Origin of the sequence: Afifella sp. IM 167, from assembly GCF_020144925.1 — a bacterium.
Lineage (GTDB): Bacteria > Pseudomonadota > Alphaproteobacteria > Rhizobiales > Afifellaceae > Afifella.
Map to the genome: position 1 here is coordinate 43472 of NZ_NSLC01000001.1, position 23496 is coordinate 66967.

Genomic DNA, 23496 nt, shown 5'->3' on the forward strand with positions numbered 1-23496 from the left:
ACACCCTCCGCATGATCGCTTTCGTCGCCGAGTACCAGGCGTGGATCGCCCTCGCGATCCTCGGGACCGTCTTTGTATTCTTCGTGCTGGAGCGCTTCCCGCCGGAGGTCGTGGCGGTCGTCGGCGCCGCCCTCTTTCTCGCTCTCGGCATCGTCGACACGAAATCGGCGCTGGCCGTCTTCTCCAACCCCGCCCCGATCACCATCGGGGCGATGTTCGTCCTTTCCAGCGCGCTGGTGCGCACGGGTGCTCTGGAAGCGACCTCGCGTTTCATCCTCTCGCGCGCGACACGGCGGCCGGTCTATGCCATCCTCGCGCTTCTCGCCGCGACGGTCGCCGCCTCCGCCTTCCTCAACAATACGCCGGTCGTGATGGTGCTGATCCCTGTCGTGATGGGCCTTGCCCGCACCGTCGGGACGTCACCCTCCAAGCTCCTCATTCCCCTTTCTTATGCGGCGATCCTCGGCGGCACCTGCACGCTCATCGGCACCTCGACGAATATTCTCGTCGACGGCGTCGCGCGCGGGCTCGGCCTCGAACCTTTCAGCATCTTCTCCATCGCTCCGCTGGGTATCGTGGTGGCGGTGGTCGGCAGCCTCTACCTTTTCTTGGCGCAACGTTTCCTGCCCGATCGCCCCAGTCTCGGAGAGGTGCTGCAGGCGCAGCAGGGCGCAGCCTTCATTTCCGACTTCCGTATACCCGAGCAATCCTCCCTCATCGGAAAGCGGCTCGCCGAGGTACCGGCGCTGACGGAGCCGGGCGTCACGCTGCTTGCCGTGCGCCGCCAGGGAAGCGTCATCCGCCGCAACCTCCTCAACGAGGAGCTCGAAGCTGGCGACCGCATCGCCGTCAGCGCCTCGCTCGGCGAGCTTCTCGGCATCCGCGGCACCTCCGGCATTCGCATGGGCACGAGTGAGCCGACGACGGCCCCGGACGAGGAGAATCCGCCGCAGCTGGTGGAGGCGCTGGTCGCGCCCGATTCCCACTATGCGGGCCTGCGCATTCCCGATCTCGCCCTGACGAGCCGCTACGGCGTCGCCGCGCTGGCCGTCAGCCGCCACCGGCGCTGGCTCGGCCATAACCTCAACGCCGTGGCCTTGCAGCCCGGCGACGCGCTGCTTCTGGAAGGCAGTCCCCGCGCCCTTTCCGAGCTGGTCGAGGACGGCGGTGTCTTCAATCTCGACCAGCCCGAGGCGCAGCCCTACCGTCGAACCAGAGCGCCGCTCGCTGTCCTGGTGCTGGCCGCTGTCGTGGCGGCCGCCGCCTTCGATCTGATGCCCATCGCCGGCCTTGCGATCCTCGGCGTCGCCACCGTTCTCCTGTCGCGGTGCATCGACGCCCAGGAAGCCTTCGCGGCGATCGACGGGCGCATCCTCGTTCTCATCTTCGCCATGCTGGCAATCGGCGATGGCATCGCCAGCTCGGGCGCCGTCGACCTGATCGTGAACGGCGCCGTGCCGTATCTGAAGGAGATGCCCCCGATCGTACTGCTCGCCGCCGTCTACGCCCTCACATCCATCCTGACGGAGATGGTGACCAACAACGCCGTCGCCGTGGTGGTGACGCCCGTTGCGGTCGGGCTTGCCGCGAGCCTCGGGCTCGACCCGCGTCCGTTCGCCGTCGCCGTCATGTTCGGGGCAAGCGCTTCCTTCGCCACGCCCATCGGCTATCAGACCAACACGCTCGTCTATGTGGCCGGTGGCTACCGCTTCACCGATTTCGTCAAGGTCGGGCTGCCGATGAACATCGTCGTGGGCCTCACGAGCATCCTCGTCATCCCCCTTTTCTGGCCGCTGGAAGGCTGAGAAAAGGCGGCATTTCCGGCGCTCCGTTTAAGCTCCCTTAAGGCTGATCGGATACCCCGGAAGGCATGACCGCCAATGCCTCCTCGCCGGTGCTGATCAGCCTCGTTGTGCCCGTCCACAACGAGGAGGATACGATCGCTCCTTTCCTGGAGCGCACGCAGCCGATCATCGAGGAGATCGTGGAGCCTTTCGGCGATCCGGTGATCTACGAGATCGTTTTTGTCGACGATGGCTCCACCGACGACACGCTGGCGCGCCTTCGCACCCGCGCCAAGGCCGATCCGCGCATCCGCGTCGTTTCCCTCTCGCGCAATTTCGGCAAGGACGTCGCGCTGACGGCCGGCCTGCGCTTTGCGAGCGGCAAGGCCGTCGTCCCCATCGACGTCGACCTGCAGGATCCACCCGAGGTGATCCCGCTTCTTGTCGAGAAATGGCTGCAGGGCTTTGACGTCGTTTATGCGACGCGCGCCGACCGCAGCTCCGACGACACGGTCAAGCGCGCCACCGCCCGCGGTTTCTACAAGCTCTTCAACAAGATCGCCGACCGGCCGATCCCGCCGGATGCCGGCGACTTCCGGCTCCTTTCGCGCGACGTGGTGGATGTGCTCAACCGCTTCCCCGAGCGTGCCCGCTTCATGAAGGGGCTCTTTGCCTGGGTGGGCTTTCGCCAATGCTCGGTGCCCTATGCGCGGGTCGAGCGTGCGGCGGGCACCACCAAATGGGGTTACTGGCGTCTGTGGAATTTTGCCATCGACGGCATCACCTCCTCCACCACGATGCCGTTGCGCGTATGGAGCTACCTCGGCGGGCTGACCGCCATCGCGGCCTTCCTCTACGCCGCCTTCCTCGTCACCCGCACGTTGATCCTCGGTATCGACGTGCCGGGCTATGCCTCGCTGATGGTGCTCGTCCTCTTCTTTGGCGGCATCAATCTCCTGTCGCTCGGCATCATAGGTGAATATCTCGGCCGCACCTACACGGAGGTGAAGGGCCGGCCGCTCTACATTGTCCGCGAGACCTATGGTCTCGACGCAGCCCTTCGCGGAGAAGACCCATGGATCGAGCCGTCTATCGGCGAATGGCCGAGCAGGAAGACCGCCACTGGTGGTTCGCCGGTCGTCGCGAGATCATCGCACGGCTGATCGCGCGCGCGCTGCCGCAGGCGGCGCGCCCTCGCCTGCTGGAGGTCGGCTGCGGCACCGGCGGCAACCTTTCCCTTCTTTCCGGCTACGGCGCGCTCGACGCGGTCGAGTACGACGAAGAGGCGCGCCGGCTCGCAACGGAGAAATCCGGCATCGAGGTGATGGCGGGCGGGCTTCCCGGTCCGCTCCCCGTCGCGGACGCCACCTACGACCTCGTCGGCCTCTTCGATGTCCTGGAGCATGTGGAGGCGGACGTCGCCTCCCTTGCGGCCCTGCGCGACAAGCTCAGCGCGAGCGGCCGGCTGCTCGTCACTGTCCCCGCCCTTCCCTGGCTGTGGTCGGCGCACGATGTGAGCCACCATCATTTCCGCCGCTACACCATCGCCTCGCTCTCGGCCGCAGCCGATGAGGCAGGTCTTGCGATCCTGGAATGCGGCTACTTCAACACGCTCCTCTTCCCGGCGATCGTCGCCACGCGCCTTCTGAAGAAGACCGTCGGCAGCGACAGCGCCGATGACGAGATGCCGCCGCGCCCGGTCAACGCGGCGCTGAAGCGCATCTTTTCCGCCGAGAGCCATCTCGTCGGCCGCGTCAGCCTGCCGGTCGGAACCTCGCTTTACCTGATCGCCGAAAGGCCTCACGCCTGAGGCAGCCGGGGCTTTCCTCTAGTGCCTAGGCGACGCCGGCGCGCAAGAGGTCGAGCATATGGACGATGCCGACCGGGCGGCCCTCCTCCACGGCGAAGAGCACGTTGATCTTCTGGCCTTCCATGGTCTGCATCGCCTTGGCGAGCATGGCCTCGGGCGAGATCGTCCTGGGTGTCTTCGTCATCACCTCTTCGACGCGCTTTTCCATCAGCCCGTTGCCGATATGGCGGCGAATGTCGCCATCGGTGATGATCCCGGCGAGCCGGCCTTCCTGGTCGATCACACCGACCGTTCCAAAGCCCTTCTCCGTGATCGTGAGGATGGCCTCGCCCATACCGGCGCCCACGGCGCAAAGCGGCAGGTTCGGCTCCCGGTGCATGACTTCCTGCACCTGGCGGAGCTGCGCCCCGAGCTGCCCACCCGGATGAAAGACCTTGAAGTCCTGCGCCCCGAAGGATCGCGCTTCCAGCAGCGCCATGGCGATGGCGTCGCCAATGGCCATCTGGATGAGCGTGGAGGTGGTCGGCGCAAGACCGTGCGGGCAGGCTTCCGTCACCTTCGGCAGGACGAGCGCGACACTTGCCGCTTTGCCGAGCGTCGAGTTGCGTCCCGAGGTGAGCGCGATCATCGGCACCGCGAAGCGCTCCGCATACGCCAGGAGGCTCGCGAACTCCGTCGTTTCGCCGGACCAGGAGATCGCCAGAAGCGCGTCGTCGCGCGTGATCATGCCGAGGTCGCCATGGCTCGCCTCGGTCGGATGGACGAAATAGGCGGGCGTGCCGGTAGAGGCGAGCGTCGCGGCGATCTTGCGGCCGATATGGCCGCTCTTGCCGATGCCTGAAATCATCACCCGGCCCTTGAGGCCGAGAATAAGCTGAACCGCCTGATCGAGAGCGGAGCCAAGTTCGCCCTCGGCGATCTCCGTTTCCACTTCCCTGAGCGCGGCAAGGGCAATCGCGATCGTCTTGCGCACCGAAGCGCCGACCGCATCCTCGTTTGCGGCTGCGAGTTTCAGCATCGAATCTCCGCTTTCCTGCCATTGGCTCTATTGCTGGCGGGCCGGTGGGTCAATGGCGAGCCCACGCGGCGGAAATGGGGCCGGAGACGGGCCCGGTGGTGGCGCCGGGCGGCACGCTCCCCGCGCATGGCGGCTGCCCGGCCGCAAGATTGCCCTTGCGGGCGACACGGCGAACGCTATTGACTGGCCCTTTCCGACCGACCCGCCCATGAACCGACCCGGCACTTCGCAAGGCTCTGGCGCGCCACTGACGCCGCCCTCCCCCAGCTTCGTCGAGCTCTTCACGCCGAAGCTGATCACGGTGCTGCGCGAAGGCTACGGCCTGACCGAGCTGAAATCGGATCTCGTCGCCGGCCTCACCGTCGCCATCGTCGCCCTGCCGCTGTCGATGGCAATCGCCATCGCCTGCGGCGTGACGCCGGATCGGGGCCTCTACACGGCGATCGTCGGCGGCTTTCTCATCTCCCTGCTCGGCGGCAGTCGCTTCCAGATCGGCGGCCCGGCCGGTGCCTTCATCGTTCTCGTCGCCTCCACGGCGATGCGTCACGGCATCGACGGGTTGATGCTGGCGACATTCCTTTCCGGCATCTTCCTCGTGGTTCTCGGCTTCCTGCGGGCCGGCACCTACATCAAGTTCATTCCGTATCCGGTGACGGTCGGGTTCACCGCCGGCATCGGGGTCATCATCCTGACAAGCCAGCTGAAGGACTTCTTCGGCCTTGCCCTGTCAGGTCCCGAACCCGGTCCGATCGTGGAAAAGGTGCCGGCTCTCCTCGCCGCCGCCGACACGGCGAGCCCCCTCTCTCTCCTCCTCGCGGTCCTCACCATCGCCGTCATCGTCCTGACGAAACGCTGGCGTCCGGGCTGGCCGGGCATGCTCTTTGCGGTCGCGCTTGCCGCTGTCGCCGCCTGGCTTTTCCAGCTTCCGGTGGAGACGATTGGCTCCAAGTTCGGCGGCATCCCGCGCACCCTGCCGCTGCCGCATTTGCCGGATTTCTCGCTTCAGAAGATCCAGGCCGTCCTGCCGGACGCGGTCGCCTTTGCTCTTCTCGGCGCGATCGAATCGCTTCTTTCCGCGGTCGTCGCCGACGGCATGACCGGACGACGCCACCGCTCAAACTGCGAACTCGCCGCCCAGGGCACGGCCAACATCGCCGCCGCGCTCTTCGGCGGGGTTCCGGCCACCGGCACGATCGCCCGCACCGCGACCAACGTGCGCGCTGGAGCCCGCGGTCCGATCGCCGGCATGTCGCACGCCGTCTTTCTCCTGCTTTTCATGCTCGTCGCAGCACCGCTGGCGAGCTACATACCGCTCTCCGCTCTCGCGGGCGTCCTCGTCCTCGTCGCCTGGAACATGCTGGAGAAGCACGCCTTCGTCGCCCTCGTGCGCGCTTCGCGCGGCGAGGCGCTGGTGCTGATGGCCACCTTCCTGATCACCGTCTTTCGCGATCTCACCGAGGGCATCATCGTCGGCTTCTCTCTCGGCGCGATGATTTTCATCAATCGGATGGCGCAGGCTCTCACCGTCGAGTACCAGGTGCCGCTCGTCGCCCCGGATATCGCGGATTCGAGCGACGGTCGCGTGCGCTACGATCCAAGCCTTGCGAGCGACCCCGACGTCGTCGTCTACCGCATCTCCGGCGCTTTCTTCTTCGGAGCGGCCTCGACCGTCGGCGCCGTCCTCGACCGCATCGCCGATCACCGAAAATCGTTCATCCTCGATTTCTCCGAAGTGCCCTTCCTGGATTCCACGGCGGCGAACACGATCGCCGGCGCAGCCCGCAAGGCGGAAAGCGCCGGCGTACAGTGCTTCATCACGGGCGCTTCGCCCGCCGTTCGCCACACCTTGTCCGCGCACGGCGTGCGTCCACCGACTGTGCGGTTCGGGCGCTCGATCGACAGCGTCATCCGCCACCTTCGGAAGGGCGAGCCGGTGACGGACAGCAAGGAATTTGACTAAACTTATTCTCTTCTTTGTCGGGTTTCGTGAGCCGTCCGGAACGTTGATTCAGGACAGGACGTAAAGGTTTGATCAAGATATTCGCGCGACGCTAGGCACTCCGCGGGCAGGCAACTAAAAGTAGTATTCGCGGAGGGGGGACCCAAGCTTGATCCGAATCCGGGATTCTTCCGCCATGGCCGCATCAACGGCCGTAGACCGAACGAAACACCCTCATCGGGAAGCACAGAGCGAAGCGGATCTCGCACTTGCCGCCATCCAGGGCGTCAATTGGCCTGTCGCGCTGCTCGATCGCGACGGATCTGTTCTGCTCCAGAACCGCTGCTTCGTGGAGAGCTTTTGCGCTGACTGCACCGCGGAGTGTCTTTCCAAAGTCTTCGGCGCTTTTCGCGGAAGAGGCGAAAAAGAGCTCCGCCACCGTCTGACTCTGGCCGATGGCCGCACCTTCGACCTCGACCTCGTCGATCTGCCGGCCGGCATCCTTGTAAGCGGCCGCGACATTACCGCAAAGCTCGCTGAAGATGCCGAAGCCTATCGTTCGGCCCGCCTCGACGGACTGACCGGCCTTGCCAACCGGCTGCGCCTCGAGGAGCGCCTTGACGAAGTCGGCCGTGATGACCGGCGCGGCGCCGCAGCCGTCCTTCTCCTCAATCTCCATCGCTTCAAGCGGGTCAACGACACGCTTGGCCGTCCGGTCGGCAATGCGCTGCTGAAGATCGTCGCCGAGCGCATCCTTTCGGCCCTTGATCCGAGCGACTTCGCCGCACGCATCGGCGTCGACGAGTTTGCCGTCCTCCTCCCACACGGTCCCCTGCCCCAGAAAGCCGACATGCTGGCGGCGCGTCTCGTCGACCTGCTTGGACGCTCCTACGTGATCGAGGGTCAGCTCATCAATGTCGGCGTCAGCGTCGGCATAGCGATGATGCCGGCGGACGGTTCGGATGCCGAAACACTATTGAGGAATGCCGGCCTCGCCGTCTCGCAGGCCATGCGTGAAGTGAAGGACAGCTTCCGCTTCTTCGAGGGCGAGATGAACCGGCAGATGGAGGCGCGGCAAAAGCTGGAGACCGACCTTCGTCGCGCCATCGCCCTGCGCGAGTTCACGCTCGCCTATCAGCCGCAGTGCAATCTCGGCGACCACCGGATTACCGGCTTCGAGACGCTGCTGCGCTGGCAGAACCAGAACCGCGGTCCGGTCTCGCCGGGTGAATTCATCCCGCTTGCGGAAGAGATCGGCCTCATCGTGCCAATTGGAGAATGGGTCCTGCGCACCGCATGCCGCGAGGCGGTACGCTGGAACATTCCCTTCCGCGTCGCCGTCAATGTCTCGGTCATACAGATCGCAAGCCCGGGCTTCCCCGCTACGGTCATGTCCGCACTGTCCGAGAGCGGCCTTGCGCCCGAGCGGCTGGAACTGGAAATCACCGAAAGCGTCCTTCTCGGCGACAACGCCGCCGCGCTGGAAACGCTGCACCACCTGCGTGAACTCGGCGTGCGCATCTCCATGGACGATTTCGGCACCGGTTATTCCTCTCTTTCCTACCTGCGCAGCTTTCCCTTCGACACGATCAAGATCGACCAGAGCTTCGTGCGCGAAAAGTGCAACGACGGAAGCGGCATGGCGATCGTTCGCGCGGCGGCGGCCCTCGGAAAGAGTCTCGGCATGACGACGGTTGCGGAGGGCGTAGAGACGATGGAGCAGATGCGACTCGTTGCGGAGGCCGGCTGCACGGATTTCCAAGGCTATCTGATCAGCCGTCCTCTTCCTGCAAGCGAAATCGATGCGATCTGCGCGACGCATGAAGACCGTGCCCGCGAATGGATGACGGCGCGCGCGCCTTCAACCGAGTAGTTTGGCCATGGAAGACCCTGTCTATCGTCTCGTCTACCGCAGCCGCAACCGTGTCCTGGGCGACCGAGACGAGTTCGCCGGCCACATCGCCCACATCCTGTCGAGCTCGCAGACCAACAATGCTCGCAATGGCATCACGGGAGCGCTGCTCTTCAATTCCGGTATCTTCGCGCAGACGCTTGAGGGCCCGCTGAAGGCGGTCGAAAGGACTTTCGAGACCATCCAGCGTGATCCACGCCACGCCGACGTGCTGGTTCTTTTCCTCGAACGGGTCAACGAGAGGGTTTTCCCGTCCTGGTCGATGGCCTTCGTCGGCCGCTCACGCGAGGAAGACGATCTTTTCGGCCATCTCGGTGAAAAGAGCGACCCCCTCACGACGCATCTTGAAGGCGAGCGCATCCTCGGCATCATCCGCGAGATCGCCGAGGAAGAGGAGACGTCGCCCGCCGGATAGGCATACGCCACCTCTCTTGCGCCGGCGGCCAGGACCCCTTTGGATGGCGGCGATCATCCGGGGGAAAACACGATGCCCGTCATCTTCGATCGCCGCCTCGCGAAGCGGCTCGACCTTGAGCACCCGATCGTCCAGGCGCCGATGGCGGGCGTCTCGACGCCGGCCATGGCTGCCGCCGTCTCCAATGCGGGCGGGCTCGGCTCGATCGGCCTCGGCGCGGCAAGCCTCGATCAGGCGCGCGAGATGATTGCGGCGACGAAGGCCGTCACGGACCGCGCCTTCAACGTCAATCTCTTCTGCCATCAGCCTCCGGATTCGCATCCGGTCAAGGAAGCTGCATGGCTCGCCCGACTGGCTCCGCAGTTCCGCCATTTCGGCGCCGAGCCGCCGGCAGAGCTCACACCGGGCAATCCCAGCTTCCTCGTCAATCCGGCGATGCTGGAGCTTTTGCTGGAGACGCGCCCTGCCGTCGTCAGCTTCCATTTCGGTCTGCCGCCTGCCGAGACCATCGATGCGCTGCATGGGGCAGGCATCCTCCTCCTTGCAACGGCCACGGGCCCCGCTGAAGGCCGGGCGGTGGCGGAGGCGGGCATCGATGCCGTCGTGGCGCAGGGGATCGAGGCAGGCGGCCATCGCGGCATCTTCGACGAGGACGGTCCGGACGACGGGCTCGGCGTCTTCGCCCTGACGCGGCTCCTCGTCCGCGAGCTCGACATCCCGGTGATAGCCGCCGGCGGCATCATGGACGGCGCCGGCATCGCGGCCGTCCTGCGTCTGGGAGCCGCCGCCGCACAGCTCGGCACCGCCTTCATCGCGGCCGACGAGTCTTCCGCCGACACCGCCTTCCGCGCCGCGCTCGCCGGCGAAGGGGCGGCGCATACCCGCATGGTGCGCGCCATCTCAGGCCGGCCGGCCCGCTCGCTGCCCACTCGCTTCACCGCTCTTGCCGCAGATCTCCCGCCCGACGAGGTACCGGCCTTTCCGATCGCCTATGCGGCCGGGCGCGCGCTCGCAGCTGCGGCGAAAGCCGCCGGCGAGCCGGGCTTCGGCGCGCAATGGGCCGGTCAGGGCGCGCCGATGGCGCGGCCCATGGCGGCCGCCGAACTCGTCGCCACGTTGGCGGAGGAGATGCACGCCGCCTGAGCCGGCAAGAAGGCCGGCAAAGGATGCTCCGCGGCGCACAGCGCTTCAGGCGACCGCTTCCTCGCGCTGGAAATAGAGGATGTCCATCACCGGCCCTTCGCGGCCAAGGCCTGTCAGGATGGTGTGACACTGGCCGCGATGATGGGTCTGGTGGTTGAAGAAATGCGCCAGCGCCGGAGCGAGTTGGTCGGTATATTCGTCCGGCGTCGAGACCCGCCGATAGGTGAAGGTGCCGGCCAGGTCCTCGTCCCCGAGCCCCTCCACCCATTCCACGATGCGCTCGTCCTCGCGCAGGCGCGCCGCCTCCAGGGCGACGAGATCGTCGAACGGCATGGCGTCCAGCCGGTCATAGGTCTCGCCTTCGCCGGTGAAGCGGTTCAGCCAGATCCGGTCCGCGACGATGAGATGGGTGAGCGTGCCGAAGAGCGAGCCGAAAAAGGCGCCGCGATCCTCCTTCAGCTCCGCTTCGGGAAGCGCCGCCGCAGCAGCGTAGATTCTCTTGTTCGCCCAGCGATTGTAGCGGGCAAGCATGTCGTAATGCGCCTTCATCAGGGAAGCCATCGACCCCTCCTTGTCGGACAGGGATTTTCCCTCGCCCGCCGCAGAAGACAAGCCCGCGAGCGGCTGGCCGAGGGATCGGGACACAAAAAAAGGCCGCAGAGCAAACGCCCCGCGGCCGTCGCCCTTCCCTGGAAGGACTTTTCGCTTGAAAGCGGCCCTGCCTATTCGGCAGCCACCGGGGGCGTGTTCTCGTCCACCGGCTGGGCGTTCGGCTGATAGCCGCCTTCCGCCTTCACCTTCTCCCAGGCTTTGCGCACGCCCGCCTCGTAGTCCGGATGCACCTTCTTGAACTCGCCGAGCTGGCGCTCGCAGATGAACTCCGGAACGTCCGCCCACGTCCCGGCGATGTTGGAGAAGAGGCGCTCCTTCTCATCCGGCTCCAGAACCTTCTCGAAGAGCACGCGCACCTGGCTGTAATCGTCGTGACCGGTGCGGTGGTCGTAGCGGTTGGCATTGCCGTCGATGCGCAGCGGCGGCTCCTGCGCGGCCGGCACTTCCACCGGGCCGTTGAAGGAGTTCGGCTCGTAGTAGGCGTTCGGATTGCCCGTGGCGATGCCGCCATAGACGTTCATCTCGCCGTCCTTGTGGTAGTGGTGCATCGGGCAGTGCGGCCGGTTCACCGGGATCTGCTCGTAATGCGTGCCGAGCCGGTGACGATGCGCATCGGCGTAGGAGAAGATGCGCGCCTGCAGCATCTTGTCCGGCGACCAGGAGATGCCCGGGACGATGTTCGACGGCGAGAAGGCGGCGTTTTCGATCTCGGCGAAATAGTTCTCCGGCATCCGGTTGAGTTCGAAATAGCCGACGTCGATCGGCGGATAGTCGCCATGCGGCCAGACCTTGGTGAGGTCGAACGGATTGAACGGGCAGGTCTCCGCGTCCATCTCCGGCATCACTTGGATCTGCATCTTCCAGCGCGGATAGGTGCCGCCCTCGATGGCGTTGTAGAGCGCCTCCTGGTAGCTTTCGCGCGTCTTGCCGACGACCTGTTCGGCCTCAGCATTGGTGTAGTGCTTGTGGCCCTGCTCGGTCTTGAAGTGGAACTTCACCCAGAAGCGCTCGCCCTGGTCGTTCCACATCGAATAGGTGTGCGAGCCGTAGCCGTTCATATGCATCGGCGAGACCGGCAGGCCGCGATCCGACATCAGGATCGTCACCTGGTGCAGGCTTTCGGGCGACAGCGACCAGAAATCCCACATCGCCGTCGGCGAGCGCATGTTGGTCTTCGGATGGCGCTTCTGCGTGTGGATGAAGTCGGCGAACTTGTAGGGGTCGCGCACGAAGAAGACCGGCGTGTTGTTGCCGACGAGGTCCCAGTTGCCGTCCTCGGTGTAGAACTTCAGGGCGAAGCCGCGCACGTCGCGCTCCGCATCCGCCGCGCCCAGCTCGCCGGCGACGGTGGAAAAGCGCGCCAGCATCGGCGTCTCGGCGCCCGGCTGCAGGGCCTTCGCCTTGGTATAGCGGGAAATGTCGCCGGTGATCTTCAGCGTGCCATGCGCGCCCCAGCCCTTGGCATGGACGGTGCGCTCGGGAATGCGCTCGCGGTTCTGATGGGCCAGCTTCTCGATCAGCTGATAGTCTTGCATCAGAAGCGGACCGCGCTCGCCGGCGGTCAGGGAATCCTGGTTCGACGGGACCGGCGCGCCGGCCGAAGTCGTCAGATTCGGGCGTTTGTTCTCACTCATGGAATGCCTCCGCGAAAATTCTTGTCGCTCTCAGATTAGAGCGATTCTTATGAGCGAGGAGGCCGATAATGTCTAATTGTTATTCCTGACATCTTTCATTGGTTTTTCTTATCGCGTAGGCATCCGGCATGATGACACTCCGCCAACTGCGCTATCTGCAAGCGCTTTCCGAAACCGAGCATTTCGGCCGTGCCGCCAGGCGCGTCGGCGTGACGCAGCCCGCGCTCTCCGCCCAGATCCGCGAACTGGAGGAGGATCTCGGCGAAAAGCTCATAGAACGCCGGCCGAGCGGCGCGCGTCTGACGGCCTTCGGGGCACAGGTCGCCGAAAGGGGTGCGAGGATTCTTGGCCTCATCCAGGAGATCGAGAGCCTGTCGGACCGCTACCAGGGGCCGCTTGCCGGACCGCTGCGCCTCGGCGTCATTCCCTCCGTCGGCCCCTATCTGCTGCCCCGCCTTTTGCCCTTCCTGAAGACGGCGTTGCCGGACGTGCAGCTTCGCCTGCGCGAGACGATCACGGAAACGCTCGTCGCCGAGCTCCTGGCCGACCGGCTCGACTGCATCATCGCCTCCCTGCCGCTGGGCGAGGAGCGCCTGGAGGAGGCGAGCCTCTTCGAGGATCCCTTCTGGCTGGCCGTGCCGGAGGGAGGAAGGCTCGCGCGAAGCGCCTTCGCCGATCTTGAGGCGCTCTCCAGCGAGGACCTGATCCTGCTGGAGGAAGGCCATTGCATGCGCGACCAGATCCTGTCCTATTGCCGCATCCCCCCTTCGGCCGACGAACTGTCCGTCACCAATCTCGCCACCATCATCGAACTGATCGAGATTGGCGCGGGCGTTTCGCTGCTTCCCTCGCTCTTTGCCGAGGCGAACGGCCTTTCAGGCCGGCGGGTCACGCTCCTGCCCTTCGCCGATCCGGGACCGCGCCGGCAGATCGGCCTTGCCTGGCGGCACTCCCATCCGGGCGCCGGCCAGTTCCGCGATCTGGCGGGGAAGATCGCCGCCTGGCACCGGGGCACGGCCGCCGAAGGCCGCCCCGTCGCGCGCGGCGAAACGCCGGCGCCTTCTGCCTGAGCGCCGCGAGGCGAGGCGGTTGAGCCGCAAACGCCGCGCGGCTATAGAGCCGGCGACTTTCCATTCATTCCCGACGACTGAGGACACCACACAATGGCGCTCGAACGCACCTTCTCCATCATCAAACCCGACGCGACGGCCCGCAACCTGACCGGCGCCATCAACGCCATGATCGAGGGCGCCGGCCTCAGGATCGTGGCGCAGAAGCGCGTGCAGATGACGCGCGCGCAGGCCGAGACCTTCTACGCCGTCCACAAGGAGCGGCCCTTCTTCGGCGAGCTCGTCGACTTCATGATCTCCGGCCCCGTCGTCGTGCAGGTGCTGGAGGGCGAAGGCGCCATCGCCAAGTACCGTGAGGTGATGGGCGCGACCAACCCGGAGAATGCCGACGAGGGCACCATCCGCAAGGCGCACGCAAAGTCGGTCGGCGAGAATTCCGTTCACGGCTCCGACGCGCCGGAGACGGCCGCCGTCGAGATCGCCCAGTGGTTCGCCGGCAACGAGATCGTCGGCTGACGCCTCAACGGCGCTGGAAATGCAAAGGGCGGGGCTGCGGCCCCGCCCTTTTTCGTTGCGCACCGCTCGGCCGCAGGCGCGGCCAGATGGTGCAAGTGCTGCCCTTCGTCATGCCCGGGCCTCGCCCGGGCATCCATTCCAGGCGGCGACTTCATCCGAAGTCTGAGCCGAAACTATAATGACTCTAATGCGAGCGGCTTACGCCCCCTTCTTCAGACCCTGCTCGAGGTCGGCGATGATGTCGTCGACATCCTCGATACCGACGGAGATGCGCACCGTGTCGGAGCCGGCGCCGGCGGCGCGCAGCTGCTCCTCGGTGAGCTGGCTGTGGGTCGTGGAAGCCGGATGGATGATGAGCGAGCGCGTATCGCCGATATTGGCCAGATGCGAGAAGAGCTCGACGCTCTCCACGAGCTTGACGCCCGCATCGTAGCCGCCCTCCAGCCCGAAGGTGAGCACGGCACCCGCCCCCTTAGGCGCGTATTTCTTCTGCAGGTTATGGTAGCGGTCGCCCGGCAGCCCGGCATAGGAGACCCAGGAGACTTCCGGCCGGCCGGAGAGCCATTCGGCGACCTTCAGCGCGTTGTCGCAGTGCCGCTGCATCCTGAGCGGCAGCGTCTCGATGCCGGTGAGGATGAGGAAGGAATTGAACGGCGAGATCGCCGGGCCGAGATCCCGCAGGCCGAGCACGCGGCAGGCGATGGCGAAGGCGAAGTTGCCGAAAGTCTCGTGCAGCACAATGCCGTGGTATTCCGGCCGCGGCTCCGACAGCATCGGGTAGCGCCCCTCGCGCGACCAGTTGAACGAGCCGCCGTCGACAATGACGCCGCCCATGGAATTGCCGTGGCCGCCCATGAACTTCGTCAGCGAATGCACGACGATATCGGCGCCGTGCTCGAATGGCCGGCAGAGATAGGGGGTGGCCAGCGTGTTGTCGACGATCAGCGGCACCCCGGCCCGCTTGGCGATGGCCGCGATCGCCGCAATGTCGGTGACGACGCCGCCCGGATTGGCGATCGATTCAATGAAGATCGCCTTGGTGCGCGGGGTGATCGCCTCCTCGAAGCTCTGCAGGTTGTCGGTATCGGCCCATTTCACCTTCCAGCCGAAATTCTGGAAGGAATAGCCGAACTGGTTGATGGAGCCGCCATAGAGCTTCTTGGCCGCCACCAGCTCGTCGCCCGGCTGCATCAGCGTGTGCAGCACGATCATCTGCGCGGCGTGGCCCGAGGCGACGGCGAGCGCGGCCGTGCCGCCCTCCAGCGCCGCGACGCGCTCTTCCAGCACCGCCGTCGTCGGGTTCATGATGCGGGTGTAGATGTTGCCGAAGGCCTTCAGCCCGAAGAGCGAGGCGGCATGCTCCGCATCGTCGAAGACGTAGGAGGTCGTCTGGTAGATCGGCGTCGTGCGTGCACCGGTCGAAGGATCGGGCTGCGCGCCGGCATGGATGGCGAGCGTGTTGAAGCCTGGCGTCTGGTCCTCGGGCATATATTCCCCCTTTCTGGGTGTCGGTGGCCGGATTTAGCGGCAAGGCGGCAGCGGCGCAAAGGGCGGTTTTTCTCCAGGAGCTGGCCGGCGGAGGAAAAGTTGCTAAACCGGGGCCACCCGCCACCGACCTTTGCCACCCATGACGACCACAATCCGCCGCGCCGACGAGGCCGATATCGACCTCCTCCTGCCCCTCTTTCTCGACATGCAGCGCCACTATCTGGGCGAGGCTGCCATCGACGCGCAAACGGCACGGCCCCGGCTCCTCGCCGCGCTGAAGCCGGCGCCCGGTCGCGCCATCCTCCTCGCCGCCGAGGGCGAGGAGGCGCTCGGCTTTGCCTGCCTCTACGAGATGTTCCCGGGTGCCGATCTGCAGCCGGCCTGGTTCCTCAAGGAACTCTATGTGGCCGCCGCCGCGAGGGGCCGCAGGATCGGCGAGACGCTGATGCGGCACGCGGCGCGGCTTGTGCTGGACAACGGCGCCTCGCGTCTCGACCTCACCACCGGGGCCGGAAGCGACAACGAGGCCGCGCAGCGCTTCTATCGCCGTCTCGGCATGGATCTCGTCCCCAAAATCTATCTTCGCGCCGAGCGCGCCAGGCTGGAGGCGCTGACACAGGACGAGACCGAGGCCTGACGGCTCACGTTCGGCGCAGGCCCCGATGCTGGAAGCCGGCGCGCACCACCGGCTTCTTCGACGAGATCGCCCGGCGCGAGTTGACCCCCGTCCAGCCGATTTCGCCCGAAAGCCGCCCGTATTCGATCTTCGGGCAGCGGTTCATCACGACCTTGATGCCGGCCGCTTCCGCCCTCGCCGCCGCCTGGTCATGGCGCACACCGAGCTGCATCCAGATCACCTTTGGCAGCGGCTCGAGCGCCAGGGCCTCGTCGACGATGCCGGGAACGGCGTCGGAAGCGCGAAAGATGTCGACCATGTCGACCGGCCCCGGCACGTCGCCGAGCGAGGCATAGACCGCTCGTCCCAGAATCTCCTTTCCGGCGATGCCGGGATTGATGGGAAAGACCTCGTATCCCTTGTCGATCAGGTATTTGACGACGAAGTAGCTCGGCCGCACCTCCTTGGCGGAAGCGCCGACGACGGCAATCCGCTTCACGTCGTGAAGGATGTCGCGGATGAAAGCGTCGGAATATTCCGGACCGCTCATGAGGCCTGCCCGACCCGCGTTGCGCGCAGGCCTGCGCCGCCCCTCACCATTTCGGCTCGCGCTTTTCCACGAAGGCCCCGATCCCCTCCTTGGCCTCGTCCATCATCATGTTGCCGACGATGACGGAGGAGGCGAAGTCGTAGGCATCGCCCAGCCCCATGCCGAGCTGCTCGCGAAACGCTTTCTTGCCGAGGGCCAGCACCGAGGCGGGACGGGCGAGAAGCCGTTCCACGAGCTCGCCTGTCTCCTCGCTGAGCTTTTCCGGCGGCACGACCCGGTTGACGAGCCCCGCCTCGCGCGCGCGCTCGGCCGAGATCATCGTGCCGGTCATCAGCATTTCCAGCGCCAGGGCCCGCGGCACCTTGCGCGACAGTGCCACCATGGGCGTGGAGCAGAAGAGGCCGAAATCGATGCCGTTGACGCCGAAGCGCGCCTCGCTGGAGGCCACCACCATGTCGCAGCTTGCCACGAGCTGGCAGCCGCCGGCGGTGGCGAGCCCAGCCACCTCGGCGATGACGGGCTTTTCCAGCTCCGTCAGGCCGCGCATCACCCGTGAGCAGCGGCGGAAGATCTCCTCGAAATAGGAGCGCCCGTGGTCCGGGCCGGCGCGGTGTGCCGTCAGTTCCTTGAGGTCGTGCCCGCCGGAAAAGAGCTTGCCCTCCGCGGCGATGACGACGACCCGCACCTCCTTCTCGTGCGCCAGCTTCAGCGCCTCGGTAAGAGCGGCAAGCACGCTTTCCGACAGTGCATTCGCAGGCGGATTGGCGAGGATGAGCCGCAGCACGGCGCCGTCCCGTTCGATTCGCAGCGGCCCCTCCCCGGCGGGCTGGCTCTGCATCTGCCCGCTCTGGCGGATCGCGGTGGCCTCGCTCATGGCGTCCTCCCGGCTTCTTGCGTGCTGTTCCTGAGATAGGGAATTGTCCCCTACTCTGCTAACGGCAGGCAACAGCGAAATCGGGAGGAAGAATGACGCTGAGACCGGTGATGAGCGAGAAGGAGGTGGAAGCCTTCCTCGACAGGGAGTTTCCCCAGATCCACCTCAATGGGCGCGTCTACTCCGTCGCCTCGATTGCGCCGGGCGAGGCGGTGCTGCGCCTCGACGCGGCCGAGGCGCATTTGCGGCCGGGCGGCACGGTCTCCGGCCCGACGCTCTTCGCCCTCTCCGACCTTGCCGCCTATGTGGCAATCCTCGCCCATATCGGGCCGGTGGCGCTCGCGGTCACGACGAACCTTTCCATCAACTTCCTGAGGAAGCCGCCGCCGGGCCCGATCCTAGGCACCTGCCGTATCCTAAAGCTCGGCAAGCGTCTGGCGGTAACGGAGATTTCCATCGCCCCGCCGGGCGAGGCGGATCTGGTCGCCCACGCCACCGCCACCTATTCCATTCCGCCCCATCAGGATCGTCCCTTGGTATCTTAATACCACATCAACAAGAGTCTGATTTTTAGGGCTTTTTGGAAGCAGCGGGGCGGTTTGCGACTTGACAGGAGGGGCATTCCCCGCCTATCTGCCGCCGACCGCGCGCGGAGGGAAGCCCTTCCTGCGCGCAACGCCTCGCAAGCGGGGCTCCCCCAAAGAGGAAGATGATGAAGACCTATTCCGCAAAAGCGGCGGATATCGACAAGAAGTGGATCCTCATCGATGCTGAGGGCCTGATTGTCGGCCGCCTTGCCTCGCTGGTGGCGATGCGCCTCCGCGGCAAGCACAAACCGAGTTTCACGCCGCATATGGACGATGGCGACAACGTCGTCGTCATCAACGCCGACAAGGTGATCTTCACGGGCCGCAAGCTCGATCAGAAGAAGTATTACTGGCACACGGGCTTTCCCGGCGGCATCAAGGAGCGCACCGCGCGCAAGCTGATCGAGGGCCGCTTCCCGGAGCGCGTCGTCGAGAAGGCCGTGGAGCGCATGCTCCCGCGTGGCCCGCTCGGCCGCCAGCAGCTGAAAAATCTGAGGGTCTATGCCGGCGCGGAGCATCCGCATGCCGCACAGCAGCCGGAGGCGCTCGACGTCGCCGCCCTCTCCAAGAAGAATGTGAGGGTGATCTGATGGCTGAAACTCTGCAAGACCTGTCCGAGCTGGGCGGCGCCGCCGAGCCGGCGCAGCCGGAAGCCCCGGTGCATGTCCAGAAGCTCGACGAGCATGGCCGCGCCTATGCCACAGGCAAGCGCAAGGACGCCGTCGCCCGCGTCTGGGTGAAGCCAGGCTCCGGCCGCATCACCGTCAACAACAAGGACTACACCGAGTATTTCGGTCGTCCCGTGCTGCAGATGATCATCGAGCAGCCGATCCTTGTCGTCGACCGCAACGGCCAGTTCGACATTATGGCGACGGTTTCCGGCGGCGGCCTTTCCGGCCAGGCCGGCGCGCTGCGCCATGGCATCTCCAAGGCTCTGACCTATTACGAGCCAGGGCTGCGGGCCGTCCTGAAGAAGGTCGGGTTCCTGACCCGCGACAGCCGCGTCGTGGAGCGCAAGAAGTACGGCAAGGCCAAGGCCCGCCGGAGCTTCCAGTTCTCCAAGCGCTGATCGCTCCCTTCTTTCCAGAGATTCAAGGGCGGGCCGCTGGCCCGCCCTTTCTATTTCGCGCGGCCGAAACGTCTCCGCCGCTCTCGCTCAGCCGGAACCCGGCGGCTCGATGCCGGGTTCTCGGCTCATCGGCCGCGCCCGCCCGCTGGCGGGCGCATCGTCTTTCGTTGCACATCGAGAGGAGCCGCCCATGCCCGCCTGGGTCCGGCACGCCATGTTCTGGCACCTATATCCGCTGGGATTTCTGAACGCCGAGAAGGAGGCGACTGGGACGATCACGCATCGCCTGCCGGCGCTCGTGCCCTGGCTCGACTATGCGGTGGAGCTCGGCGCCTCCGGTATCCTGCTCGGCCCGATCTTCGCCTCCTCCACCCATGGCTACGACACGATCGACCATTTCCGCATCGATCCGCGGTTGGGCGACGAGGCGGATTTCGACGCCCTCGTCGAGGCGGCACGCGCGCGCGGCCTGCGCCTCGTGCTCGACGGCGTCTTCAACCATGTCGGCCGCGACTTCCCGCTCTTTCGCGAGGCGCTGCACAAGGGCCGGCGCGCCCCGGAAGCCGAATGGTTCCGCCTGTCCTGGCCGGAAGACGGCGGCGCGCCGCGCTACGACAATTTCGAGGGTCACGACCAGCTCGTCGCGCTGAACCACGAGGCACCCGCCGTGGCGGACCATGTCGCCCGCGTCATGACGCACTGGCTGGAGCGCGGCGCCTCCGGCTGGCGGCTCGACGCGGCCTATGCGGTACCGCCCGCCTTCTGGGAAAAGGTGCTGCCGCGCGTGCGCGAGGCCCATCCCGAGGCGTATGTCTTCGGCGAGGTGATCCACGGCGACTACGCCGGCATCGTCAGCGCCGCGGGCTTCGATGCCGTCACCCAGTACGAATTATGGAAGGCGCTCTGGAGCTCGCTCAACGACCGCAACCTCTTCGAGCTCGCCTGGGCGCTGGAGCGCCACAACGGCTTCCTCGATGCCTTCGTCCCGCAGACCTTCGTCGGCAACCACGATGTGACGCGCATCGCCAGCCGCCTGTCGGAGCCGAAACACCTCGCCCACGCCCTCCTCGTGCTGATGACCGTGGGCGGAACGCCATCGGTCTATGCCGGCGACGAACAGGGATTTCGGGGCGTGAAGGAGGAGAGACTCGGCGGCGACGATGCGGTGCGGCCGGCCTTTCCGGCGAGCGCTGGCGAACTCTCCGAGCTCGGAGCGCCGATCCTGCGCCTGCATCAGGATCTGATCGGCCTTCGCCGCCGCCATCCCTGGCTCCATGCAGCGAAGACGAAGAAGCTCTCGCTCTCCAACGAGCAGCTTTCCTACAGGAGCGAGGCGGAGGGCGAGGCGATCGTCGTCGCCCTCAACCTTGCATCAAGCGCGGCGAATGTCGCCGTGCCGGATGCCGGGGCCGTTCTCGCCGGGGAGGCGGAACTAACAGCCGGCGGCGGCGAAAGCGCCGTCGCCAGCCTGCCGCCCTATGGCTGGGCGGTCTTCTCGGCCTGAATTCGCAAAAGCCTCAGGCCGCGTTGCGGGCGCCGGCCTGCGCGTCGGTCTTGGGCTCCGAGGTCTGCGCAATCCAGCCCGCAAAGCGGTCGATCCACTTCTCCAGGAAGGCCTTGGTGTCCTCGGCAACGACGTTGTTCTCGCCGTCGAAGGCCTCTTCCTTGTAGCTGAAATAGATCTCCGGCTGACCCATCAGCACCATGTCGAGCACCGTGACGATGCCCTTCAGGGCATTCTGGCCGACGGCCGCGCCGATCGCGCCCGGCGACGTGCCGATGATGGCCGCAGGCTTGGCTTCCCAGGAATTCTGGCCCCAGGGGCGCGAGCCCCAGTTGAGCGCGTTCATGATGGCGGGCGTATAGGAGCGGTTGTACTCCGGGGTGACGAAGAGCACGGCGTCTGCCGCCTCCACTTCACGCTTCATCCTGAGCACGGCTTCGGGCGGGTTTTCCCACAGATCCTCATTATAGAGGGGCAGATCGCCGATCTCGACAAACTTGAATGTGAGCCTTTCGCCTGCGAGCTTGTCGATCGCCTCGGCGAACTTGCGATTGAGCGAAGCGCGGCGGAGGGAGCCGACCAGCACAGCGACAGTTTTCATGGCAACGCCTTTCATTTAGAAAAGTTATCCACTCTACAATAGTTACCGTGCTGCGCCGCACAAGGAGGCACCTTTGAGAGCGCCAGTCACCTCTCCGAAACTGGTAAACGCGGCATCCGAATTCCCTTCGGCTGCCAAAGTCGGGGGGCGCTGCCAGCGCGCCAATGAAGTGATCTCGCTCATCGGCGACAAGTGGAGCGTCCACATCGTCATGCTGCTGGGCGGCGGTCGCAAGCGCTTCATGGAAATCAAGCGCTCGGTCGACGGAATCTCCCACAAGATGCTGTCGGTGACTCTGCGCGGCCTGGAGCGCGACGGCTACGTCACCCGCACCGTCTTTGCGACCATCCCGCCGAAGGTGGAATATGAGCTCACCGATCTCGGCCGCGAGCTGCTGGTTCCGCTGGCTGCGCTCGGTTCATGGGCGATCGACAACCACCATCGCGTCGCGGCCGCCAGGAGCGCCTATGATCTTCGCGAAACGGACGCGCCTCAGGCCGAGCGCACCGCGAGCTGAGAGGCCTCGCCCGCTGCGGCATCGAGAACCCGCGTGGCCTGGAACAGCGTCTCGATATCGCGCTTGGGCATCGGCCTTGCGTAGAGATAGCCCTGCGCCTCCTCGCAGCCTTCGCCGAAGAGCACGTTCGCCTGCTCGATGGTTTCCACGCCCTCCGCATTGACCCGCATCTTGAGCGCATGCCCCATGCGAATGATCGCCTGCACGATCGCCTGCGCGCCCTCATGCGTGCCGATATCACCGATAAAGGAGCGGTCGATCTTGATCTTGTCGAAGGGAAATTGCCGCAGGTAGCTCAGACTCGAATAGCCCGTGCCGAAATCGTCCATGGCGATCTGCACGCCGAGCGCCTTGAGTTTTTCGAGCACCGCCAGCGCGTTGGCCGTATCGGACATGAGGACGTCTTCCGTGATCTCCAGTTCCAGCCGCTCCGCCGGCAGCCCGCTTTCGCTGAGCGCCCGCGAGACCATCGCCTCGATATCCACATTCTGAAAGAGAGCGGGAGAGAGGTTGACGGCGACAACGAGTGGCGACCAGGCGAGCGCATCCCGGCAGGCGACTTTCAGCACCCATTCGCTGAGGGGGCGGATGATTCCCGTCGCTTCGGCGACGGGAATGAACTCGGCAGGCGAGACGTTTCCGCGCTTTGGATGGTGCCAGCGCAGGAGCGCCTCGGCACCGGTGATGCGCTGCCCCTGGAGCCTGATCTGCGGCTGGTAGTGCAGCTCGAACTCGCCCTTGACGAGAGCCTTGCGCAGATCCGATTCTAGGCTCTTGCGCGCGCTCATCTCGCGGTTCATTTCCTCGCGATAGAAGTGATAGGTCGCGCGTCCGCTCCGCTTCGACTTGTAGAGCGCCAGATCGGCGTTCTTCAGAACCTCGCCCGCATCGCAGGTTTCCGGGCGCCCCCCCATCGCAATGCCGATGCTGACGCCGATCACGATGTCGCTCTCCTCCACCCGGAACGGCCGATCGAGCGCTTCGACGATCCTTTCCGCCAGCTCCGCGACCTTTGCCGGATCGGCATCGCCGATACGGATGATGTTGAACTCATCGCCGCCGAGGCGCGCCAGCGTATCGACGGGGCGCAGACATTCCATGATGCGGTCCGCCGCCCGCTTCAGGATGAGGTCGCCCGCCGCGTGGCCGAGCGTATCGTTGACATCCTTGAACCGGTCGAGGTCGAGCGCCAGCACGCAGACAAGCTTGCCGGAGCCGGAGGCGTCCTGCAGCGCCTGTTCGAGCCGCTCGCGGAAGACCATGCGATTGGGCAGGCCCGTCAGATGGTCGTGGTTCGCCAGGTAACTGATACGCATCCAGGCATTGTTGAGCAGCCGCAGCGGAACGACCCGGAGGGCCCAATAGGCGAGCGCGCCGAGGATGAACGAGAAGACGGACAGGGCGAGAGCGTTCTCGTAGACACTCCTCAGGGAATGGGTGACGATCAGCTTTCCCGCCGGCACCCCGTAGCTGAACAGCGCCCTCTCCTCGGTCATCACCGGCCAGGAGAAAGCCGGCTCCTGCTGGGGGCTCTGAGCGACGACCTGGCCGTCCTCATCGAGAACGCGGTGGAGCGCGGGATCCTTCGGCTTGTCGAGATCGGCGATAAGCGCGCGAATCCTGAGCCCCTCGAAGCTCCAGAAATCCGGGTTGCCGCTGATAATCTGCGACACCTGGGACGCCTTGACCTCGATCTCGCCCACCAGCTCCCCGCGCTCGCGCGCATGGTTCGCAAGAAGATAGCCGCCCGGGACGCCGACCGCGATCGCCGTCGCAGCGACGGCGGCCGTCCACTTTATCAGGCGCATGAGGCTGCGGTCGTTCCTCAGCATCTTCC

23 protein-coding genes are annotated in these 23496 nt (G+C 65.7%); 15 read left to right on the forward strand and 8 right to left on the reverse strand.

The genetic code is table 11. The features are described 5' to 3' along the window. Window positions 1–11 precede the first annotated feature (11 nt). From CLD20_RS00220 to CLD20_RS00230, 3 genes are all read left to right on the forward strand, one after another. Complete coding sequence (locus tag CLD20_RS00220) at window positions 12–1805, forward strand: SLC13 family permease (RefSeq protein WP_224404573.1); 1794 nt, start codon at window positions 12–14, stop codon at window positions 1803–1805. A gap of 65 nt (window positions 1806–1870) precedes the next feature. Beyond that, on the forward strand, window positions 1871–2947 hold the full coding sequence (locus tag CLD20_RS00225; RefSeq protein ID WP_224404574.1) for a glycosyltransferase family 2 protein: 1077 nt from the start codon (window positions 1871–1873) through the stop codon (window positions 2945–2947). Next, window positions 2860–3594, forward strand: coding sequence for a bifunctional 2-polyprenyl-6-hydroxyphenol methylase/3-demethylubiquinol 3-O-methyltransferase UbiG (locus CLD20_RS00230; RefSeq protein ID WP_224404575.1), 735 nt, complete (start codon window positions 2860–2862; stop codon window positions 3592–3594). Before CLD20_RS00225 ends, CLD20_RS00230 begins: the two co-directional genes overlap by 88 nt. A gap of 25 nt (window positions 3595–3619) precedes the next feature. Here CLD20_RS00230 and CLD20_RS00235 read toward each other — a convergent pair whose 3' ends face one another. Beyond that, entirely contained in the window at window positions 3620–4612 is a 993-nt protein-coding gene (locus CLD20_RS00235; RefSeq protein ID WP_224404576.1) for an SIS domain-containing protein, read from the reverse strand. 208 nt (window positions 4613–4820) lie between these two features. On the opposite strand from CLD20_RS00235, the gene CLD20_RS00240 reads away from it, so the two are divergent. From CLD20_RS00240 to CLD20_RS00255, 4 genes are all read left to right on the forward strand, one after another. Then, window positions 4821–6572, forward strand: a complete 1752-nt coding sequence (locus CLD20_RS00240; RefSeq protein ID WP_224404577.1) for a SulP family inorganic anion transporter — start codon at window positions 4821–4823, stop codon at window positions 6570–6572. Window positions 6573–6747: 175 nt separating this feature from the next. Continuing rightward, the gene (locus CLD20_RS00245; protein WP_224404578.1) at window positions 6748–8424 is read left to right on the forward strand and encodes a bifunctional diguanylate cyclase/phosphodiesterase; all 1677 of its coding nucleotides are present in this window, start codon (window positions 6748–6750) and stop codon (window positions 8422–8424) included. 7 nt (window positions 8425–8431) lie between these two features. Further along, entirely contained in the window at window positions 8432–8878 is a 447-nt protein-coding gene (locus CLD20_RS00250) for a BLUF domain-containing protein (RefSeq protein ID WP_224404579.1), read from the forward strand. A 72-nt stretch (window positions 8879–8950) separates the two neighbouring features. After that, window positions 8951–10021, forward strand: a complete 1071-nt coding sequence (locus CLD20_RS00255; RefSeq protein WP_224404580.1) for a nitronate monooxygenase family protein — start codon at window positions 8951–8953, stop codon at window positions 10019–10021. Between the two features lie 45 nt (window positions 10022–10066). On the opposite strand, the gene CLD20_RS00260 is transcribed toward CLD20_RS00255, so the two are convergent. Next, on the reverse strand, window positions 10067–10570 hold the full coding sequence (locus CLD20_RS00260) for a DinB family protein (RefSeq protein WP_224405040.1): 504 nt from the start codon (window positions 10568–10570) through the stop codon (window positions 10067–10069). 173 nt (window positions 10571–10743) lie between these two features. Next, window positions 10744–12267 carry a catalase gene (locus CLD20_RS00265; RefSeq protein WP_224404581.1) on the reverse strand — a complete coding sequence of 508 codons (1524 nt, stop codon included), beginning with the start codon at window positions 12265–12267 and terminating at the stop codon, window positions 10744–10746. Between the two features lie 128 nt (window positions 12268–12395). Here CLD20_RS00265 and CLD20_RS00270 point away from each other — a divergent pair, with 128 nt between their 5' ends. Then, on the forward strand, window positions 12396–13337 hold the full coding sequence (locus CLD20_RS00270) for a hydrogen peroxide-inducible genes activator (protein WP_224404582.1): 942 nt from the start codon (window positions 12396–12398) through the stop codon (window positions 13335–13337). A 93-nt stretch (window positions 13338–13430) separates the two neighbouring features. After that, entirely contained in the window at window positions 13431–13853 is a 423-nt protein-coding gene (ndk, locus tag CLD20_RS00275; RefSeq protein ID WP_224404583.1) for a nucleoside-diphosphate kinase, read from the forward strand. A gap of 198 nt (window positions 13854–14051) precedes the next feature. Here the strand turns inward: ndk and CLD20_RS00280 are convergent, their stop codons facing one another. Next, window positions 14052–15341: an O-acetylhomoserine aminocarboxypropyltransferase gene (locus CLD20_RS00280; RefSeq protein ID WP_224404584.1), complete on the reverse strand. Its 1290-nt coding sequence runs from the start codon at window positions 15339–15341 to the stop codon at window positions 14052–14054. Between the two features lie 139 nt (window positions 15342–15480). Here CLD20_RS00280 and CLD20_RS00285 point away from each other — a divergent pair, with 139 nt between their 5' ends. Beyond that, window positions 15481–15978, forward strand: coding sequence for a GNAT family N-acetyltransferase (locus CLD20_RS00285; RefSeq protein WP_224404585.1), 498 nt, complete (start codon window positions 15481–15483; stop codon window positions 15976–15978). A gap of 4 nt (window positions 15979–15982) precedes the next feature. Here the strand turns inward: CLD20_RS00285 and CLD20_RS00290 are convergent, their stop codons facing one another. Beyond that, a complete protein-coding gene (locus tag CLD20_RS00290; RefSeq protein WP_224404586.1) occupies window positions 15983–16507 on the reverse strand; it encodes a CoA-binding protein in 525 nt (174 codons plus the stop codon). Between the two features lie 43 nt (window positions 16508–16550). Continuing rightward, window positions 16551–17381, reverse strand: a complete 831-nt coding sequence (locus tag CLD20_RS00295; RefSeq protein ID WP_224404587.1) for an enoyl-CoA hydratase — start codon at window positions 17379–17381, stop codon at window positions 16551–16553. Window positions 17382–17473: 92 nt separating this feature from the next. On the opposite strand from CLD20_RS00295, the gene CLD20_RS00300 reads away from it, so the two are divergent. The 4 genes from CLD20_RS00300 to CLD20_RS00315 all read left to right on the forward strand — a co-directional run bounded on the left by CLD20_RS00300 (window position 17474) and on the right by CLD20_RS00315 (window position 20541). Beyond that, window positions 17474–17926: a PaaI family thioesterase gene (locus tag CLD20_RS00300; RefSeq protein ID WP_224404588.1), complete on the forward strand. Its 453-nt coding sequence runs from the start codon at window positions 17474–17476 to the stop codon at window positions 17924–17926. Between the two features lie 167 nt (window positions 17927–18093). Next, window positions 18094–18558: a 50S ribosomal protein L13 gene (gene rplM / locus CLD20_RS00305; protein ID WP_224404589.1), complete on the forward strand. Its 465-nt coding sequence runs from the start codon at window positions 18094–18096 to the stop codon at window positions 18556–18558. Next, window positions 18558–19037, forward strand: coding sequence for a 30S ribosomal protein S9 (gene rpsI / locus CLD20_RS00310; protein WP_224404590.1), 480 nt, complete (start codon window positions 18558–18560; stop codon window positions 19035–19037). The genes rplM and rpsI overlap by 1 nt, the downstream gene beginning before the upstream one ends. 190 nt (window positions 19038–19227) lie before the next feature. Further along, window positions 19228–20541 carry an alpha-amylase family protein gene (locus CLD20_RS00315; protein ID WP_224404591.1) on the forward strand — a complete coding sequence of 438 codons (1314 nt, stop codon included), beginning with the start codon at window positions 19228–19230 and terminating at the stop codon, window positions 20539–20541. Between the two features lie 13 nt (window positions 20542–20554). Here CLD20_RS00315 and CLD20_RS00320 read toward each other — a convergent pair whose 3' ends face one another. Next, window positions 20555–21142 (reverse strand): NADPH-dependent FMN reductase, encoded by a 588-nt coding sequence (locus CLD20_RS00320; protein WP_224404592.1) that lies wholly within the window; start codon window positions 21140–21142, stop codon window positions 20555–20557. Window positions 21143–21311: 169 nt separating this feature from the next. Here CLD20_RS00320 and CLD20_RS00325 point away from each other — a divergent pair, with 169 nt between their 5' ends. Then, window positions 21312–21659 carry a helix-turn-helix domain-containing protein gene (locus tag CLD20_RS00325; RefSeq protein ID WP_224404593.1) on the forward strand — a complete coding sequence of 116 codons (348 nt, stop codon included), beginning with the start codon at window positions 21312–21314 and terminating at the stop codon, window positions 21657–21659. On the opposite strand, the gene CLD20_RS00330 is transcribed toward CLD20_RS00325, so the two are convergent. Continuing rightward, entirely contained in the window at window positions 21635–23491 is a 1857-nt protein-coding gene (locus tag CLD20_RS00330; protein ID WP_224404594.1) for a bifunctional diguanylate cyclase/phosphodiesterase, read from the reverse strand. The genes CLD20_RS00325 and CLD20_RS00330 overlap by 25 nt on opposite strands. Window positions 23492–23496: the final 5 nt, after the last annotated feature.

Coding starts and splice junctions, on each gene's coding strand:
- CLD20_RS00220 (WP_224404573.1), top strand. CDS start 12: ATGATCGCTTTCGTCGCCGAGTACCAGGCGTGGATCGCCCTCGCGATC.
- CLD20_RS00225 (WP_224404574.1), top strand. CDS start 1,871: ATGACCGCCAATGCCTCCTCGCCGGTGCTGATCAGCCTCGTTGTGCCC.
- CLD20_RS00230 (WP_224404575.1), top strand. CDS start 2,860: ATGGATCGAGCCGTCTATCGGCGAATGGCCGAGCAGGAAGACCGCCAC.
- CLD20_RS00235 (WP_224404576.1), bottom strand. CDS start 4,612: ATGCTGAAACTCGCAGCCGCAAACGAGGATGCGGTCGGCGCTTCGGTG.
- CLD20_RS00240 (WP_224404577.1), top strand. CDS start 4,821: ATGAACCGACCCGGCACTTCGCAAGGCTCTGGCGCGCCACTGACGCCG.
- CLD20_RS00245 (WP_224404578.1), top strand. CDS start 6,748: ATGGCCGCATCAACGGCCGTAGACCGAACGAAACACCCTCATCGGGAA.
- CLD20_RS00250 (WP_224404579.1), top strand. CDS start 8,432: ATGGAAGACCCTGTCTATCGTCTCGTCTACCGCAGCCGCAACCGTGTC.
- CLD20_RS00255 (WP_224404580.1), top strand. CDS start 8,951: ATGCCCGTCATCTTCGATCGCCGCCTCGCGAAGCGGCTCGACCTTGAG.
- CLD20_RS00260 (WP_224405040.1), bottom strand. CDS start 10,570: ATGAAGGCGCATTACGACATGCTTGCCCGCTACAATCGCTGGGCGAAC.
- CLD20_RS00265 (WP_224404581.1), bottom strand. CDS start 12,267: ATGAGTGAGAACAAACGCCCGAATCTGACGACTTCGGCCGGCGCGCCG.
- CLD20_RS00270 (WP_224404582.1), top strand. CDS start 12,396: ATGATGACACTCCGCCAACTGCGCTATCTGCAAGCGCTTTCCGAAACC.
- ndk (WP_224404583.1), top strand. CDS start 13,431: ATGGCGCTCGAACGCACCTTCTCCATCATCAAACCCGACGCGACGGCC.
- CLD20_RS00280 (WP_224404584.1), bottom strand. CDS start 15,341: ATGCCCGAGGACCAGACGCCAGGCTTCAACACGCTCGCCATCCATGCC.
- CLD20_RS00285 (WP_224404585.1), top strand. CDS start 15,481: ATGACGACCACAATCCGCCGCGCCGACGAGGCCGATATCGACCTCCTC.
- CLD20_RS00290 (WP_224404586.1), bottom strand. CDS start 16,507: ATGAGCGGTCCGGAATATTCCGACGCTTTCATCCGCGACATCCTTCAC.
- CLD20_RS00295 (WP_224404587.1), bottom strand. CDS start 17,381: ATGAGCGAGGCCACCGCGATCCGCCAGAGCGGGCAGATGCAGAGCCAG.
- CLD20_RS00300 (WP_224404588.1), top strand. CDS start 17,474: ATGACGCTGAGACCGGTGATGAGCGAGAAGGAGGTGGAAGCCTTCCTC.
- rplM (WP_224404589.1), top strand. CDS start 18,094: ATGAAGACCTATTCCGCAAAAGCGGCGGATATCGACAAGAAGTGGATC.
- rpsI (WP_224404590.1), top strand. CDS start 18,558: ATGGCTGAAACTCTGCAAGACCTGTCCGAGCTGGGCGGCGCCGCCGAG.
- CLD20_RS00315 (WP_224404591.1), top strand. CDS start 19,228: ATGCCCGCCTGGGTCCGGCACGCCATGTTCTGGCACCTATATCCGCTG.
- CLD20_RS00320 (WP_224404592.1), bottom strand. CDS start 21,142: ATGAAAACTGTCGCTGTGCTGGTCGGCTCCCTCCGCCGCGCTTCGCTC.
- CLD20_RS00330 (WP_224404594.1), bottom strand. CDS start 23,491: ATGCTGAGGAACGACCGCAGCCTCATGCGCCTGATAAAGTGGACGGCC.